Consider the following 21,355-nt stretch of genomic DNA (forward strand, 5'->3'; position numbering starts at 1 on the left):
GGAACGGGGCCTCGCGCGGCATGCATCAAGTCTAGCAAAGCATTCCCGCGCGGAGCCTTCGCGCCACCCGAAAGGACGTTAACGCATGATTAAGATTACGAAGTTCGGCGGTTCGAGCGTCAGCTCCGCAGGCCAGTTCAAGAAAATCAAGGGCATCATCGAATCCGACCCCGCGCGCCAGTTCGTCGTGGTCTCGGCCATCGGCAAGCGCGACTCGCGCGATTCCAAGGTCACCGACCTTCTGTATCTGGCGAACGCGCACCTGCAGTACCGCGTCTCCTGCGACGACCTTCTGGGCACGGTGGGCCAGCGTTTCTGCGAAATCGCCCGCGACCTCGGGCTTACGTATCCGATCAGCCAGGAATTCGGCCGCTTCCATCATAGAGCGGTCGCCGGCGACTACACGCCCGAGTTCATCGTGAGCCGCGGCGAGTATTTCACCGCTCGCCTGATGGCCGAGAACCTGGGCTTCCCGTTCGTGGACGCGACCGAGGTCATCGCCTTCGCGCCCGACGGCCAGATCGACATGGAGAAGACGGCCGCCCAGGTGCAGAAGGCGATCGAGGTGCACGGCCGCTTCGTGCTGCCGGGCTTCTACGGCGCCGCTCCCGACGGCGAGGTGCGTCTGCTCGATCGCGGCGGCGGAGACATCACGGGCGCCATCCTGGCGCAATGCGTCGGCGCCGATCTGTACGAGAACTGGACCGACGTCTCGGGCTTCCTGTCCGCAGACCCGCGCATCGTCGATAATCCCAAGTCCATCGCGCGCATCACCTACGCCGAGCTTCGCGAGCTTTCGTACATGGGCGCGAGCGTCCTGCACGAGGAAGCCATCTTCCCGGTCAAGGAAGCCGGCATTCCCCTCGCCATCAAGAACACGAACCGTCCGCAGGACCGGGGTACGATCATCAGCGAATTCACCGATCCCACGACCGACGAGCCCATCATCACGGGCATCGCCGGCAAGCGCGACTTCGTGGCGGTGCATATCAAGCAGAACCACATGTCCAACAAGGTGGGCATCGTGCGCCGCGCGCTCACGATCTTCGAACGCTACCGCGTGAGCATCGAGCATATTCCGACGGGCATCGATTCCTTCGCCGTGGTCGTTCAGGGCGACGATGTGAAGGACTGTCTGTACTCCATCGTGGCCGACATCAACACCGAGATAGAACCCGACGAGATCGAGATCGTCGACCATATCGCGCTCATCTCGACGGTGGGGCGCAACATGCCGCATCGTCCGGGCGTTTCCGGCCGCCTGTTCGGCGAGCTCGGCCGCGCAGGCATCAATATCCGCATGATCGCCCAGGGTTCCGAAGAGCTCGACATCATCGTCGGTGTCGACGATGCCGATTTCGAGAAGGCCATCAGCGTCATCTACCATGGCTTCATCGATTCCGACGAGAACGTGATCACGGTTGCCGAACTCGAGCAGAGCGAGCAGGGCAGGCAGAAGAAGAACAGGGGATTCTAATGCGTTCGTACAACGTCGCCATCCTCGGCGCCACGGGCGTCGTCGGTCAGCAGATGCTGCAGTGCCTGGACGAGCAGGACTTCCCGCTTGCGTCGGTGAAGCTTTTCGCCTCGGCGCGCAGCGCAGGCAAGACGGTCGATTTCAAAGGAGAGACGCTCGTCGTCGAGGAAGCGGCCGACGCCGCGTTCGATGGCGTCGACATCCTGCTCGGCGCCGCAGAGAACGATATCGCCCGCCGTTTCGTGCCTATCGCGTGCGAGAAGGGCTGCGTCACGGTGGACAATTCGAGCGCGTACCGTCTGGATTCCGATGTGCCGCTCGTCATTCCCGAGGTCAACCCCGAAGACATCGCCGCGCATACGGGCATCATCGCCAATCCGAACTGCGCCACGATCATAGGCCTGGTCGCCGTGAACCCCCTTCATAAGGCTGCAGGCATCCGCCGCATCATCGCTTCGACCTATCAGGCCGCTTCGGGCGCCGGCATCGGGGGCCTGCGCGAGCTCGAGGACCAGTCGCGCCGCATCGCGGCAGGAAAGGCCGTCGCCGAACCGACGGCTTTCTCCTATCAGCTCGCGTTCAATGCCATCCCGCAGATCGGCGGGTTCGGCGCCAATGCGTACACGTCCGAGGAAATGAAGATGCAGAACGAGGGCCGCAAGATCATGCATCTGCCCGACCTGCGCGTGAACTGCACCTGCGTGCGCGTGCCGGTGATGCGTTCGCATTCCGAGAGCATCACGGTCGAGCTCGACCGCGCGCTTTCTCCCGACGAGGCGCGCGAGGTCCTCTCCTGCGCGCCGGGCGTGAAGCTCGTGGACGATCCGGTATCCGCGCGCTATCCGATGCCGCTCGAGACGACCGATCAGGACCTCGTCTACGTCGGCCGCGTGCGTGAGGATATCTCGGCCGCCGATGGCGTGCACGCGCTCTCGCTCTGGTGCGTCGGCGACCAGATCCGCAAAGGCGCCGCGAGCAACGCCGTCCAGATCGCCAAGCTCCTTACGCTCGAATAGCCGAGCATCGGCATCGAGCTTCCGCGTTCCGAGCCCCTGCCTTTCGCAAGGCGCTGCGCGCTAAGACGCATCGTTCGCAGGGAACAGGCCGAGGCGGACGCAGGCGTTCCATATCCCGTCGTCGTCCGCATCGGTCGTGACGAGGTCGGCGCGCTCCTTGAGCTCGTCGATGGCGTTTCCCATGGCGACGCAGGTCCATTCGGGGCAGAACATGCTGAGGTCGTTGCTGCCGTCTCCGAACACGATGACGTCTTCTACGGGAGCGTTCAGATGCTCCATGATGCGTCGTATGCCCGCACCCTTGTCGACAGGCTCGATGAACAGGCAATCCGGGCTGAAGCGCGCCTGCGGCACGTCGGAGAGGCGCGCAAGCCGATGCTCCTCGGCGGCCGTGCAGGCGATATAGAGCTTGTAGAACGCGGGCACGTCGTGGAAATCCAGGTCAGGCGTGATGATCGTGTCCATGTACCCTTCGGATACCGCATCGTCGAAACGGCGGTCGATCGTCGTGCGGAATCTGCTGTCGTCGGAAGAAATCGCCCAAGGCACGCGCTTTTCCTCGCATTCCTCCAGCAGGCACAGGCAGGGCTCGTGGTCGAGCGGCTCGAGCGCGACGAGGCGCCCGTCGATCGTGATGCCGGCGCCGCCGTCGCTCACCATGAGGGAGAGCCCGAGTTCCCGACGGTACGGCTCCGCCATCGCATGGCTGCGGCCGGTCGCGACGGCGCAGACATGCCCGGCGGCGCGTGCCAGATCTATAGCGCGTTTCGCGCTTTCCGGGATGTAGCGGCGGCCGATGGGCCCAGCGGCGAGCGTGCCGTCGATATCGAAGAAGAGGTAGCGCGTGCGCATGCGGTCCGCCTTTCGGGCATAACGCAAAAGCAGGTCAGAAGCAATCTTCTGACCTGCGTTCATACATGGAGCCAGTGACAGGAATCGAACCTGCAACCCACTGATTACAAATCAGTTGCGCTACCGTTGCGCCACACTGGCACGTGGATGAGCCATCGGGCATTCTAGCATAGAAGGCGCGCCGCTTCCCGACAGCTGCGCGCATCAGCGCTTCTTCAGAAGCTCTCGCAGGCGTTCGTGCGCAGAGGAGTCGGTCCGCTTCCATGCGTAGTGCGGATGGTTCTTCAGGAAGCGCCGGCGGCAGCCGAGCGTGGCAACGAGCAGGACGAGCATCATGAGGGCGCACGTCAGGAAGAAATCGGTCACGAACGCGTTGCCTTCGAGCAGGGCATAGAGCGTGGCGAGCGCGAAGAAGGCCGCAAGCCCCGCATTCAGCACGATGAACAGCTTGATGACGACTTCCTTCGCGCGATTCGGCGTATAGCGCCATGACACGAAGGCGTAGATGCCGAGAGCGAGAATTGCAAGGATGACCAGCAGGGGCAGTATGCGGTAGAGGCGTGCGAGAATCATTGCGGGCATGATGCCACCTTTCGATGCCGTCGGAATCTTCGTCCGTTCGCGGCGTCGCGGCATGCGTTTCGCTTCATGATAGCAGTCTCTTCAGGCCCGGGCGATCGTGATGGCGCGAACGAGCCGTGTGCCGCCGCGACGTAGCACGCGCGCGACTTCGTCGGTGGTCGCGCCGGTCGTGAACACGTCGTCGACGATGATCGCGCTGCGCGGAAACGGCATCCCCTCGCGCGGCGCGAAGGCCTCGGACATATTGCGGATGCGCTCGGCCCTTCCGAGCTTTCTCTGATCGGCGCGCCGTCCTGCGGACACGACGGGGGCGACCTCGAGTCCGAGCATGCCGGCGTATTCCCGGGCTATAGGCATGATATGGTCGAAGCCTCGACGGCGCAGCGCGTCCTTCGTCGGCGGCACGGGCACGACCGCCGTCTCGCCCCTTGTCCATGATTCAGGCGTCGCGTCTGCGATGAGCAGCGCGAAGGGAATCGCAAGCCTCTGTTCGCCCTGATCCTTGTAGGCGCGCATCGCGCGCGCCATGCCGCCTTCGAACCGTGCGGCGCTGCGGCATTCGTCCACGGGCGCGTCCGAGCCTGCCATGGACCGCATCGCGCAGCGGGCGCACTGGATGCGCCCGTGCGGGTCGCCGCAGGTCGGGCATGCATTCAACGCATCGATGCAGGGAAGGGACGACCGGCATGCAGGGCAGAGCACGCATCCCGGGGCGTCGCAGGCCGCGCATCGCGTCGGCCAGAGCATCTCGATCGCCGCCTGCGCCACGGATGCCAGCATGCGCCTTCGTTCCCTTCGCTTCGTCCCGTCCGTCCTTCGCTCGGGCGATGCTAGCGTTCGGACCTTGCCGGCCTCGTGCGCATATGTGACGTCCATCTGTAAGGATTCTTCCAGATCCCGAACAGGACGGGGGCTTTCAGGCGCATAGAAGAAAATCTGCTAAACTGTCCCGGTAATTCTTTCGGGTCTGTAGTTGCGGAGGGCAACCTCCAAGCCCATGGCAGATGCGGTCAAAAGGGTCCACGTAAGCTGCGTTTCGGCGCATGCGAGCATGGCGTATCCTAGAAGTAAGTCGTACCTTCCGGTCGTTTCCGCGGCCATCCAGGCCGCCTGGAAGAGAGGGTGGAGCGGCGACGCGAATCCCCGGTGCGCGAGTGTGGGGGCAAAGACTAGGTCAGCCGAAAGAAGCCGTCATTCATGCAGGTAGATGAAGCAGGAATAGAGGAACGATGATGAAACGTCGTTTCGTGGGCGCATTCGTGCTCGCGTTGACACTCTGCGCCGCGGTGGCGCTTTCAGGCTGCGCCCAGGTGCAGTCCATCCTTCAACCGGAAGCCTATGAACCCGAGGCTCCGACCCCGACCGTCGACACCCCGACCATCGGGCAGTCCGGCACGCTGCGCGTCGCCATCGACGCCGACGACGTGCCTTTCGCAGGCGCCTCCGACGGCAAGCCGGTCGGCTACAACGTGGACGTGGCTGCTGCGCTTGCGTCCAAGCTGGGGCTTAAGCTCGAACTCGTAGACGTCGGAGATTCCGGTGCGGCCGAGGCCCTCTCGTCGGGCAAGGCCGATATCGCCATGGGCATGGCGACGTCCAATCCTGCCGACGGCGTCTGGCTGTCCGCTCCCTACGCCAAAAGCGGCGTGACGCTCTTCGCGAAGCCGGGTTCCACCACGGTGCCCACTGCCGATTCCTCGCCGTCGATCGCCGCGCAGGTTTCCTCGCGCAGCGCGTGGGCGGTCGAGAACCTCTTCGGCGAGGCGTCGGTCGTCGCGGCGACGAACCTCCAGTCGGCGTTCTCGTCCCTATCCAACGGCGATGCGGACTACGTCGCGGCCGATGCCGTCATCGGCACCTACGCGGCGCATACCTCCAAGGTCGACGTGGCTCCCATCGCCATGCTCGAAGAGCCCAGCGGATACTGCATCGGCGTGCCGTCGAGCAACGCGAACCTCCAGTCCGCCGTCACCGACGCGCTGTCCTCGCTGGATTCAGGCGGTGTGCTCGGCTTGATCTCCAATAAATGGCTGGGTTCGACGACCGATCTCTCGTCCCTTCCCGTCGTTGCCTCCACGGGCGCGAAGTCCACCAAGAGCAACGAGGCGCTTCTGAACGACAGCGCCAGCACGGCCGGATCGAATGCGGTCATCCAGGGGCAGACGAAGGGTCGCTAACGAACCCGAGGAGGAACATGGGCGCATCGAAGAAGCAGGACGAACAGAAGCGCGACCCGCTCGGCGCAGGGCCGATGGACAAGACGCAGAAATATGTGCTCGCAGGAGCGGTGCTGTTCATCGTCGCATTCGTCCTCTACTATCTATTCGGCTAACCGTATCGACGCCGTCCGCGCCATGCTCGTCCGGGAAGGCGGGGACGCGGGCGGCGTTTCGTTTCAATCCTACGAGAGGGGCGATGTATGGCGCGTGGAAAGCATGAGGCGCCGGCAGGAGCCGTCGAATCGAAGAACCAGGCCGCCGGAGCAGCTTCTTCGGGGCTTCATGAGGCGGGCGCCGTCACGCCCGTCCTCCCGGCCGGGGAATCCCTTGCCGATCGCATGGGCAATGAGATGCCGTCGGGCGTGCGCGGCTTCGACCACAGGAACCATTCGCGCAAGGTGCGCATCACGCTGAGCATCTGCGCGGTGCTGCTCGTCGCGCTCTTGGCCGCGCTCGTCTACTTCTTCCTGGGCTTCGTGAACGAGGCCCAGGATCTCGCGTCCGATTCCACCGACGATTCCGCCACGGTGATCGTCACGGGCGACATGGGCGATGCGGGCACGTCGAGCGTGGGAATGGTCGACGAGATCATCGCGCTTCCGTCGCTGCTCGGCCTTTCGCTCGACGATGCCGTCAAGGCGCTCGGCCCCGGTGCGAGCATTTCGTCTTCGACGGACGTGACCGAGGCTCCGGGCGACGATGCCGCCGAAGGCGCCGAGCCTGCGGCCGTGGGGCAGAACGTCACCATCGCCCTTCCGAAGGATTCGACGGCGTCGTCGGCCTATGTGACGACCGATGCGAACGGCGTGGTCATAAGCGCCGGATGCTCGGCGTCGGTCTCTCGTCTCGGGTATGGCGACGCGAGCTTCACCGATCTGATCGGCGCTCAGCAGATCGTACAGAACACGCTCGCATCCGTCGGCGTGATGTCGTCCGATGCGATCGAGCTTCCGTCCGACAAGGCCGAATACACGACGTATGCCGAAGACGGCCAGACCGTGCTGCAGGAAAGCTACACGTTCAAGGGATCGGGGCAGTTCAATTCGGGAGCATCGGGCGTATGGACGCTTCGTCTGTCGTACGACTATTCTTCGGCGAACGTGTCCGGCAACCTGAGCGACACGATCAAGCTCGTCTACGTGTCCATCGCATCCTCGTAGATTCGGCAAGCCTCGTTCGATCGAGGCGCAGCGCCGCGGCGTTTCTGCAGAAGCGAGGCATATGCGGCCGTACCGATGCATCGCATATCGGATTCGCATGGTGTTTCCCTGCACGCGATCGCTGCCGTGCATATCCGCTTGAACGGGTATGTCGGCGAGTCTTACTGGTTCGGCATACGAAAGAAGGCCCGTTTCGGGCCTTCTTTCGTTCCAGGTGCGTTCAATTTTCCTAAACGCGTTTCTGCGAGCCGCCATGCAGGCGGCCGGCGGTTCTAGAAGTTGCCGAACATGTAGTTCATCTCGGTTTCGAGGGACTGCTGATTCAGCGTGTAGGATCCGTCAGGCTGCTTGTCCACGCCTATTGCCGCGTAGTAGTTCGAAACATACGCTTTCGGGTTGGCGTTCGCGTCGTTGAAGGCATGGTCGAATGCGGCGCTGCAATCTTCCTTGGTGGGGTTGTCGAGCGCCGCTATCTCGCTGAACGTCTGGTTGAGCAGCTGATAGGCATCATTCGTGTACACGTCGAGGTAGATGACGCCCGTGCCGTCCGTATAGGCATACCAGCTTTCGCCATCGGGCCTGGCGGTCATGCCGCCCAGAACCCAGTCGATGACGGCGTTGGGATCCTTGCCCATTTCGGTCAAGCTGTAGCCGCAGGCAAGCTCGTAGTCGCTGTCGATGTTCCGTGCCCAAGCGGCGCGATAGGCCGCCGGAGGGTTCTCGATGGCGTCGATGGTCGGATCGACGAGCGCACCGACGGCGTTGGTCTCCGCTTCGTCGAACGATAGGTCGGGGACGGCCGTGTTCGAGCCGATTCCGGTGCCGTTGTTGATTTCAGGCGTCGTGGTGGAGGGGACGTCGTACGGGGAGCCGTGTTCGATTTCATCGGCGAGCGTGGCGAGGGTTCCGATGCCGATGATGAAGCCGATGAGGAACCAGATGATCGCGAAGACGATGCCTACGATGCCGCAGATCTTGCCTGCCTTGGCCTTTCCGTCCTCGAATCCCGTTTTGGCGACCTGGCCGGCCAGGACGATGGCGACGATGCCGAGGACGATGGCGACGAGGGGGAAGCCGGACAGGACGATAGCGAGAATGCCGCAGACGAGCGCGCCTACGGCCTTGCCGTTGGATGGATTGGCAGACGGCATGCCTGCTGCTCCGCCGTATGGCGGATACTGGGCCGCATGCGGCGCGCCCTGAGGAGGCACATGGGAGCCGGCGGGCGCTCCTGCGAAAGGCTGCTGAGGCGCCGCGTTGCCGTAGGAAGGCGCGGTGCCCGGAGCCGACGTGGGCGCATAGGGTGCGGTCGGCGTGCCGGGTGCCGATGCGGGTGCTGCAGGCGGGGTCGCAGGCGCGCCTGCCGGAGCGGCCGGCGCGGCGCCCGGGGCGGAAGATCCTCCGGGATTCTGGGGCGTGGCGCCCTCCGTGGTGGTGAACGCCGGTCCGGAGGTGTAATTGATCTGCGGAACCCCGGGAGGGGTAGGAGGAGTTGCGGGGGTCTGAGGAACCTGGCCGTCGTTCGTGGTGTTCGCGTCAGTCATGATCGTTCCTTCCTTTCATCATCGCCTCCCTTGATTATAAGGCTCTCGGAATCAAGTCGAAAGCGTGCAAGGAAAATCATGCGCCGGGCACGGCGGTCATCGGCATGCGCGGGAAGACGTGGAGAAGAAGCGAGGAATGGTGCCCCTGGCGGGATTCGAACCCACAACCATCGGATTAGAAGTCCGGTGCTCTATCCATTGAGCCACAGGGGCACGCGGCGCACGATGCGCAGAACGCATTATATAGCAAGCAGCCGCAGGGCCGTCGCGCGTCGCGCCCGAAGGGTGCGTGCGGCCGAAGCCGTTTTTCGCACGCTTACGTGGTTCCGTGCGGCACGTACGCGAAACGCCTATGCGTTTCGGCATCGCCCGATGTGCATAAAACGTTCGATTCGATGCAAACGAGAAAAGGGCTTGCGTAAAGCCTGGAACGCCCCTATAGTATCCACTTGCGTTAAACGGTGGGTGTGGCCTAGTCGGCTAAGGCGCCAGATTGTGGCTCTGGAGATCGAGGGTTCGAGTCCCTTCACCCACCCCAGCTTTTTGCACGAAAAGCCCTTGCAAAGCGTGTCTCCTACGCTATAATGGCCAAGCGCTTTTCAAGACGCACCACATATCTTCACGGATCGTTAGCTTAGTTGGTAGAGCAGGGGACTCTTAATCCCAAGGTCCGGGGTTCGAGTCCCCGACGATCCACCATGAATCCGCAGGCTCCTTCGGGAGCCTTTCTCATGTTTAAGGGGCATTCATGCTTTTCGCCTTTAAAAGTTAGTTTATGGAAACTATCGGCGTCATCTCAGGTACCATGCGTTACGACACATGACGAGAGACCAAGGGATGAGCATGGAATTCAACGAAACGGACAGTCCGGCGCATCGCGCATTCGCGACGCGCGACGCGATGCCGAGCTTGAGCGGTCGCGAGGATGCGCAGGACGATCGGATGGAGGGCACGTTTCTCGACGGAGATCCTCTGCAGGCGGACATCGCCTGCGATGCGGGGTGCGGGGCGTGCGATGTGTGCGAGAAGGTCGCCGAGGGCATGGCGGACGGGATAGCGCTCGAGCTTTCCGGCGCGTATTCCGATTCCGAGCTCCTTGCGCTCGAACACGGAATGCTCGTCGACGACTTCGTCGATGCGGTCTTCGAATTCGAAGACGTCACGTTGCGGGTGAATCCTCTGACCGAAGCGCGCTATTCGGTGAACATCGGCATCTGGGAACGTGCGTTGAGCAAGGCGAAGCTCGATGCGCGCAAGGCGAAGCTTCGTCTCGAGCTGGCGACGGACGATTATTTCGAGGGACGCCCGATCATCGACGAGCGCATCGACGCCCAGGTTTTCGCGAAATACGGCGCTGCAGACGAGCGGCTGTCCGGCATGCGGTCCCGCACCGTGGACGATATGAGCATGTGCTTCGCGTCGCACGATGTGACAGGCACGAAGTGGCAAGAGATGGGCGAGGACTATCGGCTCATCATCCGCCGCTGCCATTCGACGGTCGCGCACGGGACGAGCCTCCTCGACGCCCATCGGCTCGCCGAGGCGCACGAGCTCTATGCGCGCGGGGATGCCGACGGCTTGCGGCAGCTGGCGTTGGAGATCGATGTCGAAGGCCTCGTCAACGCAGGCGAACCGTCCGACGGGGCACCGCTGTCCGCCGATGAGATGGCGGTCGAATGCGAGCTCATCCGGGCCCAGCTCGAAAGCGTGCGCGCCCAGCTGTCGCACGTGAAGCGGTCGTTTCCCTACAAATTCGCCGCTCTTGTGAACGATGCGTCGTGGACCTGCACCAAAGCGATGAATCTGCGCGGAGCCGTCGAATCGTTCCACGCCGCCATCCGCACGTATCGCGAGCAGTATCAAGCGCTCAAGATGCGCGCGCGGCTGTTCCAGGGGTAAAGGCAGCCCAAACGCCCCGTACCGGAATGCGGCATCGCGCTCGGCGAAGATCGCCCGTTCTCGACGGGAGTTCTCGACAGGATTCCCGTTTCGAGGCTCCCGGTTCCATCCGGCGATCCAGGGCCTGTCCCGATCGCAGGACGCGCAAGGCGCGCCCGTTTCCCTATAATGCTCCCCGAAGCTCGAATGCATGTCGGCGTGCCGCTTCGGCCGCAAGCGGCACGCCGTTCGATCTGCGGGCCGCCGACAAGAGGATGGGAGCGACATGAGCGAAATCAAATGCCCTGAATGCGGAACGGTGTTCACGGTGGACGAAAGCGACTACCTGAGCATCGTGCGTCAGGTCCGAGACGCGGAGTTCGCTCAGGAAATCGATGCGCGTCTGGCCCTCGAGCGCGATGCGCACGAGCAGCAGCGCCTTGCCCGCGAAGCCGCATCCGCTCTTGAGCTGCAAAAGGCCGTTCAGGAAAAGGACGCGCAGATCGCCGCGCTTACCGCACGCATCGAGGGGCTTGCGCAGGCGGGGGAGGCCCAGACGCGCATCCGCCTGCTTGAAGAGGAGGAGCGCCATCGCGAGGCTTTGGCGAAGGTCGAACGCGACCGCGATGCTCTGCGCTCGCGCGTCGAGCAGCAGCAGGCCGATGCGCGGCGCGTCGCCGCCGAGCATGAAAGCGAGCTGCGTGACAAACTGAACGCGAAAGACCTGGTCATCCATGAGCGCGATGCGGAGATCGAACGTATTCGCGACATGCGGTCGCGCCTGAACACGAAGCTTCTGGGCGAGTCGCTCGAGCAGCACTGCGAAATCGAGTTCAATCGCCTGCGCGCGACGGCGTTTCGCAATGCCTATTTCGAGAAGGACAACGACGCATCGGGCGGCAGCAAAGGCGACTACATCTACCGCGAGACCGACGAGAACGGCGTCGAGATCATCTCGATCATGTTCGAGATGAAAAACGAGCAGGACGGCGCTACGCACCACAAGAGGAACGAAGATCACTTCAAGAAGCTCGACCGCGACCGCACCGAGAAGAAATGCGAATACGCCGTGCTCGTGTCGTTGCTCGAACCTGAAAGCGAGCTGTACAACGGCGGCATCGTGGACGTGTCGTATCGCTTCGACAAGATGTACGTCATCCGTCCGCAGTTTTTCATCCCGATGATCACGATCCTGCGCAATGCCGCGCTCGAATCCCTCAAATACCGCTCCGAGCTCGCGCTCGTGCGTCAGCAGGACATCGACGTGACGAACTTCGAAGAGAGCCTGAACGATTTCAAGGAGCGGTTCGCGCGCAACTACGATCTTGCAAGCAGGAAGTTCTCGAACGCCATCGACGAGATCGACAAGACGATCGACCATCTGCAGAAGGTAAAGGAATCCTTGATCGGCTCGGAACGCAACCTGCGTCTGGCCAACGACAAGGCCGATGCGCTCACGGTGCGCAAGCTCACGCGCGGCAACGCGACGATGAAGGCGAAATTCGACGAGCTGTCGGAAAAGAAGCCGGGGCTTCCGGCTCAGTAGACGTCGAACATGCGCTGGATCAGCGCCGTATCGCTCGTCTTCGTAAGCGCGAGGCGCAAAAGCACCGCTGCCTTCTGGGGCGGCAGATCGCATCCGCGCACAAGGTCGCCGCGGTAGAAATCATCGTGCGTGATAAGACCCGCGCCGACGCGCGAGCAGCGTACGATGGGGATTCCGCGGCCGGCGAACGCGGAGATGCGGTCGTTCCAAGGCGTGCTGTAGCCGCCCGATCCCGCACCGACGACGATGATGCCTCGTGCGCCGCTCTCGACGCAGTAGTCGATGACGCCGGGGTCGGCATCCACGGTGAAATAGACCGCGTCGACGCGTGGAAGCCCGTCGATTTCCGATGCGTCGAATTCCGTGCCGAGAGTGTGCAGCTTGGTCGAGACATTGAAGAAGTGCGGCTGGCCGTCGATGAGATATCCCATGCATCCGAAGTCGTTCTCAGAGAACGCGTCGGTCTGGAAGGTGGATACCTTGCGCACGTCTCGTCCGCCGAAGATGGCGTCGGAAAACGCCACCATCACGCCGCGCCCGCGCGCATCGGGGCTTGCGGCCAACGAGAGCGCCTGGAAAAGGTTCATAGGGCCGTCGGCCGAGGTTGCGGTCGCGGGACGCATCGAGCCGGTAAGGACGACGGGCTTGTCGGTCTTCACGGTCAGGTTGAGGAAATAGGCCGTTTCGTCCATCGTGTCGGTGCCGTGCGTCACGACGAAGCCGTCGATGTCGGTACGGGCGGCAAGCTCGTCGATGGTGCGCGCGAGCGCTATCCAGTGCGTGTCCGTGATATCGTCGGAGTTCACGTTGCAGATCTGCATGCCCCTCACGTGCGCGACCGCATCGATGCCGGGGACGCATCCGACGAGGTCTTCGATGCCGATCTGCCCGGGCCGATAGTTCGTCGCACGTCCTTGGGATCCCGATCCGGCGATCGTGCCTCCGGTTGCGAGGACGACGATGGTAGGGAGGGCGGCGTGTGAATCGACGTCGGCGTTCGGCATGAGGGTTCCCGTTCTCTGATTCTGATTACGTGAGGGAAGTATGCCTCATGGGCACGGGAGATGCACGAAGAGCGTGAAGACAACAAAAATGGCGAGCCGGCGACGTGCACCAAGGGGGAAGGGTGCTTCGTATCGCCGCTCGCCTTCGGGTAGGAGAAGTAAGCGGTGCGGTTTCGTTAACCACGGGATACTTTATATCGTTTCGATAAAGTTAGGTCAAGGTAATTTCTAAAACGCGAAATCATGAGAGGTTTCTCCATACGCCGTCCATAAGAGGATGCGGATGCGCCGGGCAGGACGCGAGGCGCTATCATGGGCGCATGACAAGAGAGGAGGGCGAACATGTCCGCCCATGATACCGATCCCGTTTCAGATCAGCGCCGCATCCTCGAATCCATCGAGATGCCCGAGCCTGCCCAGTCCGTCATAGCTTGTCCATCCTGCGGCTTCGAAGGCCAGATGACCGTCTGGACCGCTCTAAGCGACGCCCTCACGCCGGGTGCCGTCGAGCGCCTCATCGAGGGCACGCTGTTCGACTATACGTGCCCGACCTGCGGCGAACAGGTCTTTTCCGCATATCCCTGTCTCTACAACGACAGGGAGCACAAGGCCATGGTCCGTCTGACCTACGCCGATCAGATCGCTGAAGCGGCCGATGCCATCGATGGCGTGGACGACGGAGAGTTCAAGCGGCTGGGCGATGCTCTGGGCTATCGCATTCGTCTGACGCATCAGCCCGATACGCTGCGCGAGAAGGCGGTTATCTTCCGCGACGGCCTGGACGATCGCGTGATGGAATACCTGAAGGCGGGCCTTGTGGCGGCCTATGCCGAAGACGGGTCGCTCTCAGGCGACGAGGTCGCCTATTACTGGGGCCTGGACGATCGCGACGACATGATCGTCGCGTTCTTCGATGAGGGGCGCAGCACTGACCAGGCGCACATCTCGCGCGAGGCCTACGACGAAGCCGAAGAGGTGCTTGAGGCGGGCGGGTACCTCGAAGAGGAACCCTACGTGGTCGATGCCGATTGGGCGGCGGACATCCTCGACGAGCTCACGGTCTTCTAGACCGCCTCGGCTCGTCGGCGCTACCGAACGCGCCTGATCTTCACCATGAAGAAGCCCTCGTATGCGTCGGTCGGACGCACGCAGAGGGCTTCTTCCATCGTGCAGGGAAGAAGCGGCAGCTCCGCCCTCAGGCGGTCCGCATCGAACGTCGGCAGCGCGGGGGAGAGCAGCTCGAAGCGATCGGCATGCTCCTTGCGGCCCAGAACCTCGCGCACGGTGCGCTCGTTTTCTTCAGGGAGGATGGAACAGGTGGAATAGACCATCGTGCCGCCCGGCTTGAGCACCGTGAGCGCGCGATCGAGCAACGCTCGCTGCGCCGCGGCGCATTTCTTCAGAAGATGGGGCGTGAAGCGCGCGGCCGCCTTCGGGTCGTGCGCGCGCATCGTTCCCGAACCCGTGCATGGCGAGTCGAGCAGGATGTGGTCGAACCGGAAGAACGCATCGATCCTGCGCGCATCGGTGCGCATGACGGTTACGGCGTGCGCCCCTTGACGTTTCAGGTTGTAGGCGAGCTTCTCGGCGCGAGGGGCATGCATCTCGCAGGCGGTGATGCGCACATCCGTCGCGCCCGCACGCGCCTTTGCGGCGGCAAGGGCTGCGATCTGGGTCGTCTTGCCGCCGGGCGCGGCGCACATGTCCAGGATGTCGGTATCCGGTCGCGCATCGAGCAGCAGTGCGGGAAGCATGGACGACAAGTTCTGCAGATACACCTCGCCGCGCTCGAAGGCATCCGTTTCACGCACGGCTTCATCGGCTCCCGCGTCCAGCAGGAAGGCGTCTTCGTACCATGTCACGCCTTTCCAGGCGATGCCTGCCGCATCGAGCGTACGCGCCACGTCGTCTCGCGACGCCTTGAGCGCGTTCGCGCGCAGCGACGAACGCCGCGGCGCCGAGCAGCCTTCCAAGATGAGTCGAGCACTATCGGCCCCGTAGGCCTCTTCAACGCGCTCTCTGAAATATGCGGGGAATGAGGGCGGCTCCATGCGCATGCTCCTTGCTGAATCTCCTCGGTCGGCATCATTATGGAGCAAGGTGGATCCAGAGGACAAACGTATCTCTCTCTATGATCATTCGCTTGTTCTGATGGCGCTGGGAAGCACGCCGGTCGTTCTGCTGAACGCCGCCGCGAAGGCTCCCGGCTTGGCGTATCCCACTTCCTTGGCGATCTGCTGTATCGGGAGGTCGGTGCCGGAGAGCAGCTCCGCTGCGCGCTCCATGCGGACGCGCCGCACGAATGATGCGGGCGAGCATCCGTACCGGCTCCTGAACGACTCCTTGAACTTGGTCTGCCCCATGCAGGCTATCCGTGCGAGCGTTCGGCAGTCGAGGCGCGCGTCAGGGCTGCGCCGTATATACGCTTCCGCTTCCTCAAGGGAGCGGGCATCATCTGCGGAGATGCGTCGCGCAGGTGGTATTTTGACATGCTTCGCCTCGATAGCCGCGCGATTTTCCCCTCCTTGCCGTTCCAGATCGATCTCGTTTGCCCGGTCGATCACGAGGCCGACCGCCTCTGCGACGGCCCCTTCGTAGAATAGTTCGGCGGCGATGCCCGTGCCTCGATATTCGCGTATCCGTTTGAACAGCGCCACCAGTGCCGGGAAGTTCCTGCTGCCGTCGACGAGGGCGACCATGCGTCGGATGTCGGGAATGGAACCGAAACGCCCCAGCAGATAGCGTCGGTAGTAATCGGGCGAAATCGTGATGCTCGTCGCGCGGGCGACCGCGCCGGCGTCGAAGCGGGCCAGGTATTCTCCTCCTTCGTCGGCGACATACGTGCCGATGACATGGGATCCCTGCGAGAACGGAAGCCCGCGCACGACAAGGTCGTTTCGCTCGTAATAGGCGATGCAGAGATGCTCCGTGTGCCGATAGCGCATCGTGCCGCTCGCATGGAAGCGCAAGTCGAATACATTGACGGCGAAGAGGTTGTCGCGGAAGTAGGCCCAGTACTCGCCGGAACTCCGTTCGTCCTGGAACCGGTAAAGGGATCCTTCGGGATTGTATCGGTCGGCATCTCGTGCCGGCTCCATGTCGTACAGCTCGAAAGCGGCATCGTAGAGGTCGTGTTTGATGCTCTGCATCGCAGATTCCTGCCTGAAACGGTCGGTCCGCTGCCTTGAAACGACGGCATTCGGTCGACAAGGCATAATCCAGCGTTCTTTCCTGTGAGTATAGCAAATGTTAAGTGAAGCTAACTAAGGGAAGGGGCGGCAGGATGCCGGACGGAAGACAGGCGGCTCGGGCGACCGATGGAGCATCGGGGGTCGACGGGCGGCGCATCCATGAGCGAGGAAAAGAGCGCTGGACGGTGAGAGATGTGGTGACGCTCGTCGCCTTCAACCTCATTATCATAGCGATCACGTTCGTGCTGAAGATGGGCGAGGACCTGCTGTTCTCTCCCCAGACCGAATTCTTTATCGGATCGTGGCTGTTTCCTCTGGCAAGCACGCCGTTCTATCTCGTCATGGCCGATCGCGTCGGAAAGCATGGCGTTCTCGCAGCCACTACGCTGGTGTTCGGGACGCTCTATGCTCTCATGGGAAGCCTTTATTGTCTCCCGATCGCTCTCATCGGAGCCGTGATTGGAGAGCTTTCCATGTGGGGCGGAGATTCTTATCGCGAGCCCTTGCGCGTCGCGATGGGGTTCTTCGTGTATTGGGTCATCTTCGGTCTCTACGGGGTGATTCCGTATCTTCTGTTCCAAGATGCCTACGTAGCTCAGCTGAGCGCCCTCTACAGCACCGAGGATGTAATGGCGATGGTCGCGCAGTACACCGAGTTGCCGTGGATACTCCTGATGATGGTGCAATTCGCCGTCGGTACCGCCGTAGGCGGCCTTATCGGCGCGCGCCTGTTGAAGAAACATGTCCGCAAAGCGAAGATCGCCTAGGCGACGAATGAGGGCGTCCGATTCTATGCAAGGCGTGCTCGGCTTGGATCCGCGTACGCATCTGGCGGCCATCGCCTTGGTCGGCATCTCCACGATCATGATCGCGGAGATGCCCCTCGAGGTTCTCCTGCAGGTCGCTGCCGCCGTATATCTCTGTTTGAACGACCGCGTCCGCCTGGCTGTGAGGTGCTGCGCGTTCTTCGCTTTGGTTCTGGCGTTGAGTTTCGCTCCTCTTCCGGGCCTTTACGGCGTGCTCTTCGTGAGCCTCATGCATACGACCCCGCCGTTCACGGTGGGCTGTGCTCTGTTCTCGCTTTCGCCCTCGGCCATCATGGGAGCCCTTTCCCGTTGGCATGTTCCGCCTATCGTGCGAATCGGGGTGTGCATGATGTTTCGTTTCGTGAGCCTTCTCGGTTTCGAGACCTGTCAGGTCATACGCGGCATCCGTATGCGGGGTATCTTCGCGAGGCGCCGGGACGTTCTGCTCCACCCGGCCTTGGCTTGCGAATGCCTGTACGTCCCCTTGGTGATGCGTAGCCTGCGACTGTCTTCGGAGCTTGCCGCGTCGGCGGAGCTGCGCGGCGCGCTCGCAACGGGTACGAGGTCTTCCGTATACCATATCGGATTCTGCTGGCGGGATGCGGCGGCGATTCTACTTCTGGCGATTCTGTGCGCCGCCCTCGTCATCGCGTCGGCGGTGTCGCTATGAAGCAGCATGCGCGCGACTCCCGTCCTATCGTGCGGATGTTCGACGCTTCTTTCGCGTATGGCTCATCCGATGAGAACGGCGGCCCCGAAGCCGATGGGGCATGCGGGTCGTCGGAGGATAAAAGCATCGGCGCGCGCGGCATATCCCTGTGTGTGGAAGCAGGCGAGTGCCTGGTGCTCTGCGGGAGCTCAGGCAGCGGCAAATCCACCGTTCTGCGTATGATTGACGGGTTGGCCGGCGCGTTCTTTCCCGGAGTCCTTGCCGGTCGCACAGAGGTATGCGGATGCGACGTGCGGGATTGGAGTGCTCGTAGTCGCGCTGCGAGCCTCGGCGTAGTGATGCAGGATCCTCGCAGCCAGTTCTTCATGGACACGGTGTTCGACGAGATCGCATTCGCTTCCGAGAATCTCGGCATCGCTCCCGACGAAACGATCGCGCGCGTCAAGCATGCTGCACGACTCACCGGTGTGACGAATCTGCTTGAGGAGAATCTCACCCAGCTGTCGAGCGGTCAGAAGCAGCGGGTGGCGCTCGCGGCGGCGATTGCCGGGAGGCCCAACCTGCTGCTGCTTGACGAGCCGACGTCCAACCTGGATGACGAGGGCGCTCGAATCCTCGTGGACATTATCGCGAATTTGAAGCGACAGGGTATCGCCCTGGTCATTTCCGAGCATCGCCTGCATCGTTTCGCTCCTGTGGCGGATGCTTATCTATGTCTTTCCGACGGTCGCATCGCGAAGCGCTGGAGCGCCGAGGAATTCATGGGTCTTTCCGCAGATGAGGTCGCTGTCTATGGATTGCGCCATCCCGATGCCGAGCGTGAAGGCACGCATCCGGCGTGCAGTCTCGCGAAGCCGAAGCCGCCGATTCTGCATGCGGCGAAGCCATCGGATCCGCTCGTCTTGCATGCAGGAGACCATTCTGCGCATATGCGCTTTCGTCCGGCGGGCGCGTTCGGTCGGTCGAATACTTCGAGTCCATGGAACGCAACCCAGACGAAAGGGTCGGATTGGTCGGTTCGTGATCTGGTCTATGAATATCCTTCAACAAAGCGCGGGGTGCGAGGGGTCAGCGCGCATTTCGCATCAGGGGCCGTGACGGTCGTTTCCGGAGTAAACGGCGTCGGCAAGACGACGCTTGCCCGCGTGCTTTGCGGGGTCCTGCGCGAACAGGGAGGCAGGGTCTTACGCAGTGACGAGCCCATCTCGCGCAGCGATCGCAGGCGCTCCAGCTACTTCGTCATGCAGGATGCCGACTATCAGCTGTATGCGGGAAGCGTGGCCGACGAGGTTGTGTTAGGCCGCGGGATGGATGAAGCGCTGAAGAATCGCGCCTGGACGGCGCTCGATGCTTTCGGCCTGCGTGATTTGGCAGACCGACATCCCTTGTCACTTTCGGGAGGTCAGAAGCAGCGCGTGACGCTGGCTGCCGCATACTGCTCCGATGCAGATCTCGTGGTTCTCGATGAGCCGACGAGCGGGCTTGACGGCAGAGGTGCGAAGCAGATCTCCGACTGGTGTCGGACGCTGGCGGAATTCGGAAAGACCATCGTCATCATCACCCATGACCAGTTGCTTGTGAACCTTGCGGCCGATGCGGTGATAGAGCTGGAAAGGACGTGATCATGAAAAGGGAATCGAAGGGTGCCCGTCGGTTGACGCCGATGAATCGTGCTGCGAGGCCGAGTGCTTTCGCGAAGCTGTACTACTTCATGCGGCCCGACCGCGCCCGCATGGGGGTTTCGCTCATCCTCGCCTGCATCGGAGAGGTGTGCGGTATGATTCCGTATCTGGTCGTGGCGCTGCTTGCTGCCGGTCTCATCGATGGCAGCCTCACGCTCGAACGTGCTGGACTCCTTGCGTTGGCGGCTGCGTTCGCCCATGTCGCGCGATTCGTTCTCACCTGGCGCAGCTCGATGATGTCGCATAGGATCGCATTCAAGGCGCTGCGCACCATGCGCGAGCAGATGGCCGCCAAGATGGCGCGCGTCCCCCTGGGTACGATCGTGGATACGCCGACGGGCGTGTTCCGCAACCGTTTCGTCGACAACGTCAACATGCTCGAGGACGCGATCGCCCATTTCATGCCCGAGCTTCCCTCCAATGTATTCGGTCCGCTGTTGGCGATGACGGTCGTTTTCGTCATTGACTGGCGCATGGGCCTTGCCGGACTGGCGACCATACCCTTGGGTGTGCTGTTCTATTCAGGCATGATGCGTGGCTATCAGGAAAAGATGGCGCACTATATCGGTACGGAGAACCACATGAACTCGACGTTGGTCGAATACGTGAACGGCATCAAGGTCATCAAGGCGTTCGGTCGAACGGCCTCGTCGTACAGGGCGTTCTCGGAGGCGGTGGCAGCCTATCACGACTCTACGCTCGACTGGTTCAAGCAAAGCTGGGTGTGGATGGCGGCGATAAAGTCGGTGGTGCCCTGCACGCTTCTGGTCTCGCTTCCTGTCGGCGTGATGCTCATGTCGGCAGGCGAGCTGACGCTGCCGGCGTTCCTTTGCTGCATCGTCATTCCTCTTGGCTTCATCGGTCCTCTTATGAGATTCGCCCAGGCGGCCGGCATGGTGTCGCGCATGGACGCGTGTCTGAACGCGATCTGGGACTTTCTCGGAGAACCGGAGCTGGTCCGTCCTCAGGGGCGAGTGACGTTGGGCGATCGTTCGTTCGAGTTCGATCGGGTCTCCTTCTCCTATCACGAAGGCGCGGAAGTGCTGCACGAGGTGAGCTTCGCTACCGTGCCGGGCGAGATCACGGCGATCGTCGGGCCTTCAGGTTCAGGCAAGAGCACCATCGCCAAGCTGATGGTCGGCTTTTGGGATGCAAGCGCCGGCGCGATCCGCTTAGGTGGCATCGATGTAAAGGACATCCCGTTTACGCAGCTCATGGAAAACGTCTCCTATGTCGCGCAGGACACGTTCCTTTTCGACTGCTCGCTTGCCGACAACATCCGCATGGGAAAGCGGGATGCGACGATGGAGGAGGTGATTGCTGCCGCGAAGGCGGCGGGATGCCATGACTTCATCGAAGCGCTTCCGCATGGTTATGACACGTCGGCAGGCGAGGCGGGAGGGCGGCTCTCGGGCGGGGAGCGGCAGCGGGTGACCATCGCCCGCGCGATTCTGAAGGATGCTCCCATCGTGGTCCTGGATGAGGCCACCGCCTATGCCGATCCCGAGAACGAGGCTCTCGTCGAGCGGGCGGTCGGCCGTCTGATCGAGGGCAAGACGCTCGTGGTGATCGCCCATCGCCTCTTCACCATTAGAAATGCGCAGCAGATCCTCGTGGTCGACGGCGGAAGGGTCGTTGGGCACGGAACGCATAAAGAGTTGCTGGCTGGAAACGAGCTGTATGGGCGCATGTGGAGCCAGCATATGAGCACGATTGAGGTGGCATAGG

The 21,355-nt window shown here is 62.4% G+C and carries 19 protein-coding genes and 4 tRNA genes; 14 read left to right on the forward strand and 9 right to left on the reverse strand.

The window, feature by feature from the left end; translation table 11 throughout:
- Nucleotides 1-85: 85 nt before the first annotated feature.
- Nucleotides 86-1,477 (forward strand): aspartate kinase, encoded by a 1,392-nt coding sequence (locus tag HMPREF1155_RS05395; RefSeq protein WP_009078550.1) that lies wholly within the window; start codon nt 86-88, stop codon nt 1,475-1,477.
- Nucleotides 1,477-2,493 (forward strand): aspartate-semialdehyde dehydrogenase, encoded by a 1,017-nt coding sequence (locus tag HMPREF1155_RS05400; protein WP_009078368.1) that lies wholly within the window; start codon nt 1,477-1,479, stop codon nt 2,491-2,493. The genes HMPREF1155_RS05395 and HMPREF1155_RS05400 overlap by 1 nt, the downstream gene beginning before the upstream one ends.
- A 60-nt stretch (nt 2,494-2,553) precedes the next feature.
- Here the strand turns inward: HMPREF1155_RS05400 and HMPREF1155_RS05405 are convergent, their stop codons facing one another.
- From HMPREF1155_RS05405 to HMPREF1155_RS05420, 4 genes are all read right to left on the reverse strand, one after another.
- Nucleotides 2,554-3,345: an HAD hydrolase family protein gene (locus HMPREF1155_RS05405; RefSeq protein WP_009078500.1), complete on the reverse strand. Its 792-nt coding sequence runs from the start codon at nt 3,343-3,345 to the stop codon at nt 2,554-2,556.
- Between the two features lie 66 nt (nt 3,346-3,411).
- A tRNA-Thr gene (locus tag HMPREF1155_RS05410) sits at nt 3,412-3,486 on the reverse strand.
- Nucleotides 3,487-3,549: 63 nt separating this feature from the next.
- A complete protein-coding gene (locus tag HMPREF1155_RS05415) occupies nt 3,550-3,927 on the reverse strand; it encodes a hypothetical protein (RefSeq protein ID WP_050999276.1) in 378 nt (125 codons plus the stop codon).
- 81 nt (nt 3,928-4,008) lie between these two features.
- Nucleotides 4,009-4,707: a ComF family protein gene (locus tag HMPREF1155_RS05420; RefSeq protein WP_238319118.1), complete on the reverse strand. Its 699-nt coding sequence runs from the start codon at nt 4,705-4,707 to the stop codon at nt 4,009-4,011.
- Between the two features lie 452 nt (nt 4,708-5,159).
- Between HMPREF1155_RS05420 and HMPREF1155_RS05425 the strand changes: the two genes are divergently transcribed.
- The 3 genes from HMPREF1155_RS05425 (at nt 5,160) to HMPREF1155_RS05430 (ending at nt 7,306) form a co-directional block, all read left to right on the forward strand.
- On the forward strand, nt 5,160-6,104 hold the full coding sequence (locus tag HMPREF1155_RS05425; RefSeq protein WP_009078541.1) for an ABC transporter substrate-binding protein: 945 nt from the start codon (nt 5,160-5,162) through the stop codon (nt 6,102-6,104).
- 17 nt (nt 6,105-6,121) lie between these two features.
- The gene (locus HMPREF1155_RS09060; RefSeq protein ID WP_009078574.1) at nt 6,122-6,259 is read left to right on the forward strand and encodes a hypothetical protein; all 138 of its coding nucleotides are present in this window, start codon (nt 6,122-6,124) and stop codon (nt 6,257-6,259) included.
- A gap of 87 nt (nt 6,260-6,346) precedes the next feature.
- The gene (locus tag HMPREF1155_RS05430; RefSeq protein ID WP_009078761.1) at nt 6,347-7,306 is read left to right on the forward strand and encodes a hypothetical protein; all 960 of its coding nucleotides are present in this window, start codon (nt 6,347-6,349) and stop codon (nt 7,304-7,306) included.
- A gap of 272 nt (nt 7,307-7,578) precedes the next feature.
- Here the strand turns inward: HMPREF1155_RS05430 and HMPREF1155_RS05440 are convergent, their stop codons facing one another.
- Nucleotides 7,579-8,850 (reverse strand): DUF4190 domain-containing protein, encoded by a 1,272-nt coding sequence (locus HMPREF1155_RS05440; RefSeq protein WP_009078188.1) that lies wholly within the window; start codon nt 8,848-8,850, stop codon nt 7,579-7,581.
- 137 nt (nt 8,851-8,987) lie between these two features.
- Nucleotides 8,988-9,063: transfer RNA gene (locus tag HMPREF1155_RS05445), tRNA-Arg, on the reverse strand.
- Between the two features lie 248 nt (nt 9,064-9,311).
- Here HMPREF1155_RS05445 and HMPREF1155_RS05450 point away from each other — a divergent pair.
- The 4 genes from HMPREF1155_RS05450 (at nt 9,312) to HMPREF1155_RS05465 (ending at nt 12,274) form a co-directional block, all read left to right on the forward strand.
- A tRNA-His gene (locus HMPREF1155_RS05450) sits at nt 9,312-9,388 on the forward strand.
- Between the two features lie 85 nt (nt 9,389-9,473).
- A tRNA-Lys gene (locus HMPREF1155_RS05455) sits at nt 9,474-9,549 on the forward strand.
- A gap of 144 nt (nt 9,550-9,693) precedes the next feature.
- Nucleotides 9,694-10,749: a hypothetical protein gene (locus HMPREF1155_RS05460; protein WP_009078141.1), complete on the forward strand. Its 1,056-nt coding sequence runs from the start codon at nt 9,694-9,696 to the stop codon at nt 10,747-10,749.
- Between the two features lie 265 nt (nt 10,750-11,014).
- Nucleotides 11,015-12,274: a DUF2130 domain-containing protein gene (locus tag HMPREF1155_RS05465; protein WP_009078461.1), complete on the forward strand. Its 1,260-nt coding sequence runs from the start codon at nt 11,015-11,017 to the stop codon at nt 12,272-12,274.
- Here HMPREF1155_RS05465 and HMPREF1155_RS05470 read toward each other — a convergent pair.
- Nucleotides 12,268-13,278 (reverse strand): asparaginase, encoded by a 1,011-nt coding sequence (locus HMPREF1155_RS05470; RefSeq protein WP_009078307.1) that lies wholly within the window; start codon nt 13,276-13,278, stop codon nt 12,268-12,270. The genes HMPREF1155_RS05465 and HMPREF1155_RS05470 overlap by 7 nt on opposite strands.
- Before the next feature lie 342 nt (nt 13,279-13,620).
- Between HMPREF1155_RS05470 and HMPREF1155_RS05475 the strand changes: the two genes are divergently transcribed.
- Nucleotides 13,621-14,346, forward strand: a complete 726-nt coding sequence (locus tag HMPREF1155_RS05475; RefSeq protein ID WP_009078621.1) for a CpXC domain-containing protein — start codon at nt 13,621-13,623, stop codon at nt 14,344-14,346.
- Between the two features lie 20 nt (nt 14,347-14,366).
- Here HMPREF1155_RS05475 and HMPREF1155_RS05480 read toward each other — a convergent pair whose 3' ends face one another.
- Together HMPREF1155_RS05480 and HMPREF1155_RS05485 are read right to left on the reverse strand one after the other, a co-directional pair.
- Complete coding sequence (locus HMPREF1155_RS05480) at nt 14,367-15,329, reverse strand: RsmB/NOP family class I SAM-dependent RNA methyltransferase (protein WP_009078224.1); 963 nt, start codon at nt 15,327-15,329, stop codon at nt 14,367-14,369.
- An 84-nt stretch (nt 15,330-15,413) separates the two neighbouring features.
- Nucleotides 15,414-16,427 (reverse strand): helix-turn-helix domain-containing protein, encoded by a 1,014-nt coding sequence (locus tag HMPREF1155_RS05485; protein ID WP_009078311.1) that lies wholly within the window; start codon nt 16,425-16,427, stop codon nt 15,414-15,416.
- Nucleotides 16,428-16,561: 134 nt separating this feature from the next.
- On the opposite strand from HMPREF1155_RS05485, the gene HMPREF1155_RS05490 reads away from it, so the two are divergent.
- Genes HMPREF1155_RS05490 through HMPREF1155_RS05505 form a run of 4 tightly spaced genes read left to right on the forward strand, consistent with a single transcriptional unit; the run spans nt 16,562 to nt 21,354 of the window.
- Nucleotides 16,562-17,236, forward strand: a complete 675-nt coding sequence (locus HMPREF1155_RS05490) for an MptD family putative ECF transporter S component (protein WP_009078332.1) — start codon at nt 16,562-16,564, stop codon at nt 17,234-17,236.
- Nucleotides 17,237-17,270: 34 nt separating this feature from the next.
- On the forward strand, nt 17,271-17,945 hold the full coding sequence (locus HMPREF1155_RS05495; RefSeq protein ID WP_238319136.1) for an energy-coupling factor transporter transmembrane protein EcfT: 675 nt from the start codon (nt 17,271-17,273) through the stop codon (nt 17,943-17,945).
- Nucleotides 17,942-19,567 carry an ABC transporter ATP-binding protein gene (locus tag HMPREF1155_RS05500; RefSeq protein WP_009078720.1) on the forward strand — a complete coding sequence of 542 codons (1,626 nt, stop codon included), beginning with the start codon at nt 17,942-17,944 and terminating at the stop codon, nt 19,565-19,567. The genes HMPREF1155_RS05495 and HMPREF1155_RS05500 overlap by 4 nt, the downstream gene beginning before the upstream one ends.
- Before the next feature lie 2 nt (nt 19,568-19,569).
- Nucleotides 19,570-21,354, forward strand: a complete 1,785-nt coding sequence (locus HMPREF1155_RS05505) for an ABC transporter ATP-binding protein (RefSeq protein ID WP_009078255.1) — start codon at nt 19,570-19,572, stop codon at nt 21,352-21,354.
- Nucleotide 21,355: the final 1 nt, after the last annotated feature.

Origin of the sequence: Slackia sp. CM382 (assembly GCF_000293015.1) — a bacterium.
Classification (GTDB): Bacteria; Actinomycetota; Coriobacteriia; order Coriobacteriales; family Eggerthellaceae; genus Slackia; species Slackia exigua.